The organism is Micromonospora sp. ZG13, assembly GCF_059359355.1.
The window spans coordinates 124,269-137,637 of sequence record NZ_JCADBQ010000002.1 but is presented as its reverse complement, the minus strand read 5'-3'; the positions used below and the strand labels follow the sequence as shown (position 1 = coordinate 137,637).

General features: G+C 71.1%; 10 protein-coding genes. All 10 read left to right on the top strand.

Annotated elements, in window-relative coordinates:
* Positions 1-11 precede the first annotated feature (11 nt).
* The 10 genes from nuoE to nuoN all read left to right on the top strand — a co-directional run bounded on the left by nuoE (position 12) and on the right by nuoN (position 13,321).
* Positions 12-1,190 carry an NADH-quinone oxidoreductase subunit NuoE gene (gene nuoE, locus AC5L34_RS04500; protein ID WP_441173540.1) on the top strand — a complete coding sequence of 393 codons (1,179 nt, stop codon included), beginning with the start codon at positions 12-14 and terminating at the stop codon, positions 1,188-1,190.
* On the top strand, positions 1,187-2,503 hold the full coding sequence (gene nuoF, locus AC5L34_RS04495; RefSeq protein WP_089002429.1) for an NADH-quinone oxidoreductase subunit NuoF: 1,317 nt from the start codon (positions 1,187-1,189) through the stop codon (positions 2,501-2,503). Before nuoE ends, nuoF begins: the two co-directional genes overlap by 4 nt.
* Before the next feature lie 58 nt (positions 2,504-2,561).
* A complete protein-coding gene (locus AC5L34_RS04490) occupies positions 2,562-5,075 on the top strand; it encodes an NADH-quinone oxidoreductase subunit G (protein ID WP_494823843.1) in 2,514 nt (837 codons plus the stop codon).
* Complete coding sequence (nuoH, locus tag AC5L34_RS04485; RefSeq protein WP_089002427.1) at positions 5,072-6,427, top strand: NADH-quinone oxidoreductase subunit NuoH; 1,356 nt, start codon at positions 5,072-5,074, stop codon at positions 6,425-6,427. Before AC5L34_RS04490 ends, nuoH begins: the two co-directional genes overlap by 4 nt.
* Position 6,428: 1 nt before the next feature.
* Positions 6,429-7,070 (top strand): NADH-quinone oxidoreductase subunit NuoI, encoded by a 642-nt coding sequence (gene nuoI, locus AC5L34_RS04480; RefSeq protein ID WP_363892641.1) that lies wholly within the window; start codon positions 6,429-6,431, stop codon positions 7,068-7,070.
* Positions 7,067-7,837 carry an NADH-quinone oxidoreductase subunit J gene (locus AC5L34_RS04475; protein WP_441173539.1) on the top strand — a complete coding sequence of 257 codons (771 nt, stop codon included), beginning with the start codon at positions 7,067-7,069 and terminating at the stop codon, positions 7,835-7,837. The genes nuoI and AC5L34_RS04475 overlap by 4 nt, the downstream gene beginning before the upstream one ends.
* Entirely contained in the window at positions 7,834-8,133 is a 300-nt protein-coding gene (gene nuoK / locus AC5L34_RS04470; RefSeq protein WP_089002424.1) for an NADH-quinone oxidoreductase subunit NuoK, read from the top strand. Before AC5L34_RS04475 ends, nuoK begins: the two co-directional genes overlap by 4 nt.
* Positions 8,134-8,144: 11 nt before the next feature.
* Positions 8,145-10,106: an NADH-quinone oxidoreductase subunit L gene (gene nuoL, locus AC5L34_RS04465; protein WP_441173537.1), complete on the top strand. Its 1,962-nt coding sequence runs from the start codon at positions 8,145-8,147 to the stop codon at positions 10,104-10,106.
* Between the two features lie 64 nt (positions 10,107-10,170).
* Positions 10,171-11,706, top strand: coding sequence for an NADH-quinone oxidoreductase subunit M (locus AC5L34_RS04460; protein ID WP_089002423.1), 1,536 nt, complete (start codon positions 10,171-10,173; stop codon positions 11,704-11,706).
* A gap of 61 nt (positions 11,707-11,767) precedes the next feature.
* On the top strand, positions 11,768-13,321 hold the full coding sequence (gene nuoN / locus AC5L34_RS04455; RefSeq protein ID WP_441173536.1) for an NADH-quinone oxidoreductase subunit NuoN: 1,554 nt from the start codon (positions 11,768-11,770) through the stop codon (positions 13,319-13,321).
* The last annotated feature ends 48 nt before the right edge of the window (positions 13,322-13,369 follow it).

Sequence of the window (13,369 nt, the reverse complement as noted above, 5' to 3'; positions counted from 1 at the left end):
AGGCGACGCTGATGAGTGTTTTCACTGACGAGACCCGCGAGCGGGCACGGGAGATCATCGCCCGCTACCCGGCCGACCGGTCCCGGTCGGCGCTGCTGCCGCTGCTGCACCTGGTGCAGGCCGAGGAGGGCTACGTCTCCCCGGCCGGCGTGGCGTTCTGCGCCGAGGTGCTGGGCCTCAACAAGGCCCAGGTCGGGGCGGTCGCGACCTTCTACACCATGTACAAGCGCCGGCCGACCGGCGACTACCTGGTGAGCGTCTGCACCAACACCATGTGCAACGTGCTCGGCGGCCAGGAGGTCTACGACACCCTCGCCGAGCACCTCGGCGTGGGGCACGACGAGACGACCGCCGACGGGAAGATCACCCTGGAGCACGCCGAGTGCCTGGCGGCGTGCGACTACGGGCCCGTGATGACCGTCAACTACGACTTCTTCGACGGGGTCGACCCGCAGACCGCGCGCGGCGTGGTCGACGAGCTGCGCGCCGGTGGCCGGCCGATGCCGACGCGGGGCGCCCGGCTCTGCACCCTCAAGGAGATGGCGGTGCAGCTCGCCGGCTTCGCCGACGAGCGGGAGGGCGCGGTCGCCGACGGCGGGCCGGGCGAGCCCACCCTGCGGGGGCTGCGGCTGGCGCAGGAGCACGGCATCTCGGTGCCGGGCTTCGACCCGAACACCCCGATCCGCAGCAAGGCCGAGGCCGACAAGGCCGCCGCCGAGGCGAAGGCCCGCAGCGAGGCGGACAAGGCCGCCGAGGCGAAGGCCGCCGCGAAGCCGGCCGGCACCGCCCCGTCGAACGGCGGCGCCGCGCGCCCGGGAACCGCCGGCAACGCGGGCACCGGCGAGCCGGCGACCCCGGCGCAGGCGGCCGGCAGCACCACCCGCGACGTGAAGGCGCCGGACGCCAAGTCGCCCGAGGTGCGTACGGCCGAGACCCGGCAGCCCGACGCGGCGACCGCCGTGCCGGACGCCCCGGGCACCAAGGTTCCGGTGGACGGCGCACCGCCGGCTCCCCGCGACGCGCGGGAGGCGGAGGCCGCCGGCGTGGCGGCCAACGCGCCGGCCGGCGACGGCAAGCCCGCCGGCGACGAGGCCGGGGCGCAGGAGCGCAACCTCAAGGAAGCCGAGGCGGGGACGAGCGCCGGTGGCGCGGGCTCCGCCGTCGCGAGCGAGACGGGGGTCCAGAAGTGACCACTCCCCGGCCGGAGACCCTGGCCAAGCTGACGCCGGTACTCACCAAGCGCTGGCTGTCGCCGGACGCCTGGCGCATCGGCACCTACGAGAAGCTCGACGGCTACGCGGCCCTGCGCAAGGCGCTCAAGGCGCACCCGGACGACCTGATCCAGCTGATCAAGGACTCCGGCCTGCGCGGTCGTGGCGGCGCCGGCTTCCCGACCGGTCTCAAGTGGGGGTTCATCCCGCAGGGCGACGGCAAGCCGCACTACCTCGTGGTCAACGCCGACGAGGGGGAGCCGGGCACCTGCAAGGACCTCCCGCTGATGACGCACGACCCGCACGCCCTCGTCGAGGGCGTGATCATCGCGTCGTACGCGATCCGGGCCAACCGCGCCTACATCTACATCCGGGGCGAGGCGGTGCACGCCGCGCGCCGGCTGCGCAACGCCGTGCGGGAGGCGACCGCCAAGGGCTACCTCGGGCGCAACATCCTCGGCTCCGGGTACGACCTGGAGCTGGTGGTGCACTCGGGCGCCGGGGCGTACATCTGCGGCGAGGAGACCGCGCTGCTGGACTCGCTGGAGGGCTTCCGGGGCCAGCCCCGGCTGCGCCCGCCGTTCCCGGCCACCCACGGCCTGTACGCGAGCCCGACGGTGGTCAACAACGTCGGCACCATCGCCAGCGTGCCCTACATCGTGCTGGGCGGCGCCGACTGGTGGAAGACGATGGGCACGGAGAAGTCGTCCGGCCCGATGATCTACTCGCTCTCCGGCCGGATCGCCAACCCCGGCCAGTACGAGTGCGGCATGGGCGTCACCCTGCGGGAACTGATCGAGCTGGCCGGCGGCATGCAGCCCGGCCACAACCTGAGGTTCTGGACGCCGGGCGGCTCGTCGACGCCGCTGCTCACCGCCGAGCACCTGGACGTGCCGCTCGACTTCGAGGGGGTGGCGGCGGCCGGCTCGATCCTCGGCACCACGGCCACCCAGATCTTCTCCGACCAGGACTGCCCGGTCTACGCGACCTACCGGTGGCTGGAGTTCTACCACCACGAGTCGTGCGGCAAGTGCACCCCGTGCCGCGAGGGCAACTACTGGATGGTCCGGGTCTACCGGCGGATCCTCGCCGGTCAGGGCACCCACGAGGACCTCGACACCCTGCTGGACACGTGCGACAACATCCTCGGCCGCTCGTTCTGTGGCCTCGGTGACGGCGCCACCAGCTCGGTGACCTCGTCGCTGAAGTACTTCAAGCAGGACTACCTCGACTACATCGAGGGACGTACCGCGCCGAAGCTGTCGGACAAGCAGCTAGTGGGAGCGCACTGATGCGAGCGCGAGGAGTGAGCGGAGCGAGCCCCGCAGTCGCGAGCGAAAGGCAAGCACTGTGACCGACGTAGCGAAGCAGACCGAGACCGTCACGCTCACCATCGACGGCGTCGAGGTCACCGCCCCCAAGGGGGCGCTGCTGATCCGGGTCGCCGAGCAGTTGGGCACCGAGATCCCCCGGTTCTGCGACCACCCGCTGCTGGCCCCGGCCGGCGCGTGCCGGCAGTGCCTGGTCGAGGTGGAGGGGCAGCGCAAGCCCGTCGCCTCCTGCACCCAGACCGTCGCCGACGGCATGGTGGTGCGTACCCAGCTCACCTCTCCGGTCGCCAAGAAGGCGCAGGAGGGGGTCATGGAGCTGCTGCTGCTCAACCACCCGCTCGACTGCCCGATGTGCGACAAGGGCGGCGAGTGCCCGCTGCAGAACCAGGCGATGTCCACCGGGCGCGCCGACTCGCGGTTCCACGAGCACAAGCGGGAGTACCCGAAGCCGCTGCCGATCAGCACGCAGGTGCTGCTCGACCGCGAGCGCTGCGTGCTCTGCCAGCGCTGCACCCGGTTCTCCGAGGAGATCGCCGGCGACAAGTTCATCGACCTGATGGGCCGGTCGTCCGCCGAGGAGATCAACATCTACCGGGACGAGGACTACGGCGTGGACGTGGGCGCGGGCTGCCCCGGCGCCGACGAGGCCGACTCCGGCGACGTGCCCTTCAACTCGTACTTCTCCGGCAACACGGTGCAGATCTGCCCGGTCGGCGCGCTGACCGGCACCCAGTACCGGTTCCGGGCCCGCCCGTTCGACCTGGTCTCCACCCCCAGCGTCTGCGAGCACTGCTCGGCCGGGTGCGCCCAGCGCACCGACTGGCGGCGGGGCAAGGTGCTGCGCCGGCTGGCCGGCGACGACCCGGCGGTGAACGAGGAGTGGAACTGCGACAAGGGGCGGTGGGGCTTCCAGTACACCCGCGCCTTCGACCGGCTCACCACCCCGCTGGTCCGCGACCCGCAGACCGGTGAGCTGCGTGAGGCGGCGTGGAGCGAGGCGCTGACCGTCGCCGCCGAGGGCCTGCGCGCCGCGCGCGAAGGTGGACGCGGCACGGCGGTGCTCACCGGCGGTCGGCTGACCGTCGAGGACGCCTACGCGTACGCGAAGTTCGCCCGGGTCGCGCTGAACACCAACGACATCGACTTCCGGGCCCGGCCGGTCTCCCGCGAGGAGACGGACTTCCTGGCCAGCTCGGTCGCCGGGGTCACCGACGTCACGTACGCCGACGTCGAGAAGGCGCCGGCGGTGGTGCTGGTCGGGCTGGAGCCGGAGGAGGAGTGCCCGATCCTCTTCCTGCGGCTGCGCAAGGCGTACCTGAAGAAGAAGCTGACGGTCTACGCGATCGCGCCGTTCGCCACCCGCGGCCTGGAGAAGCTCGGTGCCAAGCTGGCCCGGGTGGTGCCGGGCGAGGAGGCGACCGTGCTCGCCGAGCACGCCACCGTCGCCGAGGCGCTCGGCGCCGAGGGCGCGATCCTGATCGTCGGGGAGCGGCTGGCCAGCGTGCCGGGCGGCCTCTCCGCGGCGGCCGACGTGGCCCGGCGTACCGGTGCGAAGCTGGCCTGGGTGCCGCGGCGCGCGGGTGACCGCGGCGCGGTCGACGCGGGCTGCCTGCCCAACCTGCTGCCCGGTGGCCGCCTGGTCAACGAGCCGGCCGCGCGGGCCGAACTGGGCGAGGCGTGGGACATCCCCGCCGGGGTGATCCCGAGCCAGGCCGGCCGCGACACCGACGGCATCCTCGCCGCCGCCGCCAGCGGTCAGCTCGGCGCGCTGGTGGTGGCCGGGGTCGACCCGGCCGACCTGGCCGACCCGCGGCTGGCCGAGAAGGCCCTGGACGAGGTGCCGTTCCTGGTGAGTCTGGAGCTGCGGATGAGCGCGGTGGCCCGCCGGGCCGACGTCGTCCTCCCCGTGGCGCCGGTGGCCGAGAAGGCCGGCAGCTTCCTGGACTGGGAGGGCCGGCTGCGCACCTTCGAGGCGGTGCTGCACACCGCCGCGATGACCGACGGCCGCGTGCTGGACGCGCTCGCCGCGCAGCTCGACGTGCAGCTCGGCACCGGCGACGTGCTCAGCGTCCGCCGCGAGCTGGGCGCGCTGCCCCGCACCCGTACGGACCGCCCCGCCGCCCCGTCGGTGGAGCCGGCCACGGTGCGGGAGCCGGGGGCCGGTGAGGCGGTGCTCGCCACCTGGCACCAGTTGATCGACCTGGGCAGCCTGACCGACGGCGACGAGTACCTCGCCGGTACCGCCCGCCCGCCCGTGGTCCGGCTGGGCAAGGGCACCGCGGAGGCGCTCGGCGTCGCCGACGGCGACCCGGTGACGGTGGGCACCGACCGCGGCGCGCTGACCCTGCCGGCGGCGATCACCGAGATGCCGGACGGCGTCGTCTGGCTGCCGACCAACTCGCCCGGCTCGACCGTGCGACGCAGCCTCGGCGCGACGTCCGGAGCGCTCGTGCGGATCTCCGCCGCCGCGGTCGCCGCCGACGCGGCGGACCGTCCGGGCCCGCTCCTCAACGCAGGGGGTGTACAGCAGTGAACGCGGTCTACCTGGCCCAGGATCCGACGCTGGCCGACTTCGGCCGGGACCCCTGGTGGCTGGTTCTCGGCAAGATCGTCTTCGCGTTCGTCGTCGCCGTGCTTGCCACGCTGCTCGGCGTCTGGTTCGAGCGCCGGGTCGTGGGCCGCATGGCGGTGCGGCCCGGCCCCAACCAGGCCGGCCCGTTCGGCCTGCTGCAGACCCTCGCCGACGGCCTGAAGCTGGCCTTCAAGGAGGACATCCTCCCGAGGACCGCCGACAAGGTCGTCTACTTCTTCGCACCGGTGATCTCGGTGGTCTGCGCGGTCACCGCGCTGTCGGTGATCCCGTTCGGGCCGATGGTCAGCATCTTCGGGCACCGGACGCCGTTGCAGGTCACCGACGTGTCGGTGGCGGTGCTGGTGGTGCTGGCCTTCTCCTCGCTGGCCGTGTACGGCATCGTGCTCGGCGGCTGGGCCAGCGGCTCGACGTACCCGCTGCTCGGCGGCCTGCGCTCCGCCGCCCAGCTGGTCTCGTACGAGGTCACGATGGGCCTGAGCGTCGTCGCGGTCTTCATGACCGCCGGCACCATGTCGACCAGCGGGATCGTCGCCGCCCAGGGCGACGGCACCCGGCTGAACATCGGGGGCTTCGAGCTTCCGGCCCCCGGCTGGTACGCGATCCTGCTGCTCCCCAGCTTCATCATGTTCTTCATCGCCATCGTCGGTGAGACGAACCGGGCGCCGTTCGACCTGCCCGAGGCGGAGTCGGAGCTGGTGGCGGGCTTCCAGACCGAGTACAGCTCGCTGAAGTTCGCCCTCTTCATGCTCAGCGAGTACGTCGCGATGGTGACGATGTCGGCGTTCACCGTGACGCTCTTCCTCGGTGGCTGGCACGCGCCGTGGCCGATCACCGCATTCTGGGCGGGCGCCAACTCCGGCTGGTGGCCGATGCTGTGGTTCTTCGGCAAGGTCGTCATGCTGGTGTTCGTCTTCGTCTGGCTGCGGGGCACCCTGCCCCGGCTGCGCTACGACCAGTTCATGCGCTTCGGCTGGAAGGTCCTGCTCCCGATCAACCTGGTCTGGATCATGGTCCTGGCCGGCCTGCGCTCGATCGAGGACTGGGACTCGCGCGGCAAGCTGATCGCCGTCGGCATCCCCGCCGGCATCCTGCTGCTCGCCACGCTGCTCTGGCCGAGCCGCAAGCCGCAGCCGAAGCCGACGGTCCAGGAGCAGGTCAACGACCGGCCGCACGGCAGCTTCCCGCTGCCCCCGATGGACCTGCAGGTACCACCGAGCCCGCGCACGAGGCGCGTGGTCGCCGAGCGGGAACCGGCCAACATCGCCGCCGGCCCGGACTCCAGGGAGGTGTGACGTGGGCGCGATCACCGGAACGTTCAAGGGCTTCGGTGTCACCTTCTCGCACATGTTCAAGAAGGTCATCACCACCGACTACCCGTTCAAGCCGCCGGTGTCGGCGCCGCGCTACCACGGGCGGCACATCCTCAACCGGCACCCGGACGGGCTGGAGAAGTGCATCGGCTGCGAGCTGTGCGCCTGGGCCTGCCCGGCCGACGCGATCTACGTCGAGGGCGGCGACAACACCGACGAGCAGCGCTTCTCGCCGGGTGAGCGGTACGCCAGCATCTACCAGATCAACTACGCCCGCTGCATCTTCTGCGGGCTCTGCATCGAGGCCTGCCCGACCCGTTCGCTCACCATGAGCAACGAGTACGAGCTGGCCCGGGACAACCGGCAGGATCTGATCTTCACGAAGGAGCAGCTGCTCGCGCCGCTGCTGCCGGGCATGGAGCAGCCGCCGCACCCGATGCGGCTGGGCGACAGCGAGAAGGACTACTACGTCGGCGCGCTGACCAACCCGGGCACCTCGGCCGGGGCGGAGCACTCGACCAACAACCCGGGCCGGTACCAGGTGGAGGAACACCCCGGGGTGACCTTCCCCGGCGCCGAGCAGCACGCCCAGCGGGCGGCGGCCGCCAAGGGAGACGGAGCATGACCACGCAGACGGTGCTCGCCGCGGCGGGCGGGGTCTCCGGTGGGGAGCAGGTGACCTTCTGGATCCTGGCCCCGCTGGCGCTGATCGGCGCGATCGGCATGGTCGCGGCGCGCAACGCCGTGCACTCGGCCCTGTGGCTGGTGCTGACGATGCTCTGCCTGGGCGTGTTCTACGTGCTCCAGGCCGGGCCGTTCATCGGCATGGTGCAGATCATCGTCTACACCGGCGCCATCATGATGCTGTTCCTCTTCGTGCTGATGCTGGTCGGCCGCGACGCCTCGGATTCGTTGATCGAGACGCTGCGGGGCCAGCGGGTGGCGGCGGTGGTGCTCGGGCTCGGCTTCGCCGGGCTGGTCGGCGGCGGGCTGTGGCGCGCGCTGGAGGGCACCACGGCGGTGGGCCTGGAGCAGGCCAACGCCGAGGGCAACGTGCAGGGCATCGCCCGGCTGCTCTTCACCAAGTACGTCTTCGCCTTCGAGCTGACCTCGGCGCTGCTCATCACGGCCGCGGTCGGCGCGATGGTGCTGGCTCACATCGAGCGGCGCAAGGAAGACAAGCTGGACCAGCCGAGGACGATGCGGGCGCGCTTCGCCCCGGGCAACTACCCGGGCCCGAAGCCCGGCCCGGGTGTCTACGCGACCTCCTCCTCCGTGGCCACCCCGGCCCGCCTGCCGGACGGCCGGCTGACCGACCGGAGCACCCCGGACATCCTGCCGTTGCGCGAGCTGACCGACCAGGAGACCACCCTGAAGGGGACGGACAAATGACCCCCGACTACTACCTGGTGCTGGCCGCGGTGCTGTTCACCATCGGCGCGGTCGGCGTGCTCATCCGGCGCAACGCGATCGTGCTGTTCATGTGCGTCGAGCTGATGCTCAACGCGGCCAACCTGACCCTGGTCACCTTCAGCCGGATCAACGGTGACCTCAACGGACAGATCATGGCGTTCTTCGTGATGGTGGTGGCGGCGGCCGAGGTCGTGGTCGGGCTCGCGATCATCATGGCGATCTTCCGGACCCGGCGCTCCGCGAGCGTCGACGACGCCAACCTGCTGAAGTACTGAGGGGTCCTGCGGTGGGAACGATTCTGACGAACGCCCCGGCTGAGCCGGTGGGCACCGTCGCCTACGCGACGGCGGACGGGCTGCTGGGCAGCGTCTGGCTGCTGGTGGCGATCCCGCTGGTCAGCGCGGTGGTCCTGCTGCTGCTCGGCCGCCGGGCGGACCGCTGGGGGCACTGGCTCGGGGTGGCCGCCATCGGCGCCGCGTTCGTGCTGGGCCTGACCTACTTCCTCCAGCTCCGTGGGCTGGAGAACAAGTCGGTCGAGCTGAGCCTGTGGGACTTCATCACGGTCGGCGACCTGCGGGTGGACTTCGGTCTGCTCTTCGACCCGCTGGCCGCCGTCTTCGTGCTGCTGATCACCGGGGTGGGCTTCCTGATCCACCTCTACGCGGTCGAGTACATGTCGCACGACGCGGGGCGTAGGCGCTTCTTCGCCTACTTCAACCTGTTCGTCGCCGCCATGCTGCTGCTGGTGCTCGGCAACAACTACGTGATGCTCTACTTCGGCTGGGAGGGCGTCGGTCTGGCGTCGTACCTGCTGATCTCCTTCTGGTACGAGCGGCCCAGCGCCGCCACCGCCGGCAAGAAGGCGTTCCTGATGAACCGGGTCGGCGACGCCGGCCTGGCGATCGGCATCTTCATCATGTTCGCCACCCTCGGCACCACCCAGTACGACGAGGTCTTCAACGGGGTCGGTTCGCTGACCGCGACCACGGTGCTGGTGCTCGGCCTGCTGCTGCTGCTCGGCGCGACCGGCAAGTCCGGCCAGTTCCCGCTCCAGGCGTGGCTGCCGGACGCGATGGAGGGCCCGACCCCGGTGTCGGCGCTCATCCACGCCGCCACCATGGTCACCGCCGGCGTGTACCTGATCGCCCGGTCGAACCCGATCTTCTCGGCCAACTCCACGCTCCAGCTCGTCGTGGTGAGCGTCGGCGCGCTGACGCTGCTGATCGGCTGCGTCATCGGCGCGGCCAAGGACGACATCAAGCGGGTGCTGGCCTGGTCGACGGTGAGCCAGATCGGCTACATGTTCCTCGGCGTCGGCCTTGGTGGAGGCGCCTACGCGCTGGCCATCATCCACCTGCTGGCGCACGGCTTCTTCAAGGCCAACATGTTCCTCGGCGCCGGCTCGGTCATGCACGGCATGAAGGACCAGGTCGACATCCGCCGGTTCGGCGGCCTCTCGAAGCACATGAAGATCACCTGGCTGACCTTCGCGGCCGGCTGGCTGGCGATCATCGGCATCCCGCCGCTCTCCGGCTACTTCTCGAAGGAGCCGATCATCGCGAGCGCCTTCGAGCGGGAGGGCTGGACTGCCTGGCTCTTCGGCGGCGCGGCGCTGCTTGGTGCCGGACTGACCGCCTTCTACATGACCCGGCTCTTCGTGCTCACCTTCCACGGGCCGAAGCGCTGGACGGAGGACATCCAGCACCCGCACGAGTCGCCGAAGCTGATGACGATCCCGCTCATCCTCCTGGCGATCGGGTCTGTGGTGGCCGGTGGACTGATGGCCTGGAACGACGGAGTCGCCTCCTGGTTGACGCCCGTGCTCGGGGAGGTGCCCGGCGGCGAGGCGCACGGCGTCCTCTCCCACACGGTGATCACGATCCTGTCGATCCTGATCACCATCCTCGGTGCGGGTCTGGCCTGGTTCCTCTTCCGCAACGGCACGGCCACCGCGCCGCAGCCGGCCGGCGTGCTGGTCACCGCCGCCCGGAAGAACCTCTACACCGACGCGTTCAACGAGGCGGTCTTCGAGAAGCCGGGCATCTTCCTCACCCGGGCGCTGGTCTACCTGGACAACCGGGGCGTCGACGGGCTGGTCAACGGTCTGGCGGCGGGCATCGGGGGTGGCTCGGGCCGGCTCCGGCGGCTCCAGACGGGCTTCGTCCGGTCGTACGCCACCTCGATCCTGACCGGCGCGCTGCTGGTCCTGGCGGCGTTCCTGGCCGTCGAGGCGGGGTGGCTGACGTGATCGACCTCTTCCAGGCGGCCGTCACCGGCGGACCGCGCAGTGACGACGGAGGTAAGGCCGCATAATGTCCGACTTCCCGTTCCTCTCGGTGCTCACCGTGGCACCGCTGGTCGGCGCCCTGGTGGTGGCCTTCCTGCCGCGCAGCCGGCCGGAGCTGGCCAAGCAGGTGGCGCTCGGCTGGTCACTGCTGGTGCTGGCGCTGTCGGTGGTCATGTGGGTGACCTTCAAGGTCGGCGGTGACCGCTTCCAGTTCCGCGAGTCCTACGCGTGGATCCCGAACTGGGGCGTCAACTTCACCTTCGCCGCCGACGGCATCGCGCTGGTGATGCTGATGCTGATCGCGGTGCTCGTACCGCTGGTGATCCTGGCGTCGTGGCACGACGCCGAGTCGTCCAAGCGGTCGGTGCCGGTCTACTTCGCCCTGCTGCTCGTCCTCGAGTGCACGATGATCGGCGTCTTCGCCGCCGCCGACGTCTTCCTGTTCTACGTGTTCTTCGAGGTCATGCTGGTGCCGATGTACTTCCTGATCGGCAGCTACGGCGGCCACCAGCGGCAGTACGCGGCGGTGAAGTTCTTCCTCTACTCGCTGGTCGGCGGCCTGTTCATGCTCGCCGCGGTGATCGGCCTCTGGGTCGTCGGCGGAAAGACCTTCGACTGGCAGGCGCTGTCCCAGGTGGACATCTCCACCGGCACGGAGCGCTGGCTGTTCCTCGGCTTCTTCCTCGCCTTCGCGATCAAGGCGCCGTTCTTCCCGTTCCACACCTGGCTGCCGGACGCCGGCGGCGCGGCCCCGGCGGGGGCGGCGGCGCTGCTCGTCGGCGTGCTCGACAAGGTCGGCACGTTCGGCATCCTGCGCTACTGCCTGCCGCTGTTCCCGGACGCGGCCAAGTGGTTCGCCCCGTGGGCGCTGGCGCTGGGCGTGATCGGCATCATCTACGCCGCGCTGCTGGCGGTCGGCCAGAACGACCTCAAGCGGCTGGTGTCGTACACCTCGATCGCGCACTTCGGCTTCATCGGGGTCGGCATCTTCGCCTTCACCACCCAGGCCGGCACCGGCGCGGTGCTCTACATGGTCAACCACGGCTTGGCCACGGGCCTGCTCTTCCTGGTGGTGGGCATGCTCATCGCCCGGCGGGGCTCGGCGCTGATCAGTGACTTCGGCGGCGCCGGCAAGCTGGTGCCGCTCCTGGCCGGGGTGCTCTTCTTCGCCGGCCTGGCGTCGCTCGCGCTGCCCGGCACCGCGCCGTTCGTCTCCGAGTTCCTGGTGCTGATCGGCACGTTCACGGTGAACAAGCCGGTCGCGGTGATCGCGACGCTCGGCATCATCCTGGCCGCCGCGTACGTGTTGTGGATGGTGCAGCGCACCACCCAGGGCACGCTCAACCCGGCGCTGACCCAGATCGACGGCATGAAGCGCGACCTGAACCTTCGCGAGAAGGTCGTGGTCGCCCCGCTGATCGCGCTGATCGTGCTGCTCGGCTTCTACCCGAAGCCGGTCACCGACGTGATCAACCCGGCCGTGCAGGCGACCATGCAGGACGTCGGCCGAACCGACCCCGCCCCGACCTCGGGCGGCACCGTCCAGGAGGCGGCAAAGTGAGCGCGAGGAGTGAACGAGCGGAGCGAGTGAGCCCCGCAGTCGCGAACGAAAGGTTTGCGCAGTGACTGAGCTCAAGTTGCCCTCGATCGACTACGCGGCGCTCGCGCCCACCCTGATCATGCTGGGCGCCGCGCTGCTGGGCGTGCTGGTCGAGGCGTTCGTGCCCCGCCGGCTCCGGCACGTGGTCCAGCTGTCGCTGGCCCTGCTGGCGGTGCTCGCCGCGCTGACCATGGTGGTGCTCGCGGCCGACGAGCGGAAGATCACCATCGGCGGGGCGATCGCCGTGGACGGGCCGACGCTCTTCCTCCAGGGCGCGATCCTGGTCCTTGCCGCGATGGCGCTGCTGCTCATCGGCGAGCGCTCGGTGGAGCGGGGCGGGGCGTTCGTCGCCCAGGCCGCGGTCACCGCCGAGTCGGCCGACGACCGGCGGCAGGCCGAGGGCAAGAACGGCCTCACCGAGGTCTACCCGCTGACCACGTTCGCGATCGGCGGCATGCTGATCTTCGTGGCGGCGAACGACCTGCTGACCATGTTCATCGCGCTCGAGGTCTTCTCGCTGCCGCTGTACCTGCTCTGCGCCCTGGCCCGCCGCCGGCGGCTGCTGAGCCAGGAGGCCGCGCTGAAGTACTTCATGCTCGGCGCGTACGCCTCGGCCTTCTTCCTGTTCGGCGTGGCCCTGATCTACGGCTTCACGGCGGGCACCCCGGGCCGGCAGGCGGGTGTCGACTTCGCCACCATCGACGCCGCCGTCACGGACTCGCCGGCCAGCCCGGTGCTGCTCTTCGCCGGCATGGCGCTGCTCGCCATCGGCCTGCTCTTCAAGGCCGCCGCCGCCCCCTTCCACGTCTGGACGCCGGACGTCTACCAGGGCGCGCCGACCCCGGTCACCGGCCTCATGGCCGCCTGCACCAAGGTCGCCGCGTTCGGCGCCCTGCTGCGGGTGTTCCACGTCGCCTTCGACGGCGCCCGCTGGGACTTCACCCCGGTCCTCGGCGTGGTGGCGGTGCTGACCATGCTGGTCGGCGCGGTGCTGGCGGTCACGCAGACCGACATCAAGCGGCTGCTGGCGTACTCCTCGATCGCCAACGCCGGCTACCTGCTGGTCGGCGTGCTGGCGCCGGGGGCCGACGGCATCTCCGGGACGATGTTCTACCTGGTGGCGTACGGCTTCTCGGTGCTCGCCGCGTTCGCCGTGGTGACCCTGGTGCGCGACGCGGACGGGGAGGCCACCCACCTGTCCCGCTGGGCCGGGCTGGGCCGGCGCTCGCCGTTCTACGCCGGCATCTTCACCTTCATCCTGCTGGCCTTCGCCGGCATCCCGCTGACGAGCGGCTTCACGAGCAAGTTCGCGGTCTTCGGCCCGGCGCTCGACGGCGGGCAGGCGTGGCTGGTGATCGCCGGCGTGCTGACCAGCATGGTGCTGGCGTTCCCGTACCTGCGGGTCGTGGTGATGATGTGGCTCTCCGAGCCCGGCGAGTCGACGCCGACCGTCGCCGTGCCCGGCGGGCTGACCTCGGCCGCGCTGATGATCGGCGTGCTCGCCACGCTGGTGCTCGGTGTGGCGCCCGCGCCGCTGCTCGACCTGGCCAGCGGCGCCGCCGAATTTGTCAGATGACCGACGCTGACGCCCGCGGGGGCCGGTACGCCACGGCGTGCCGGCCCC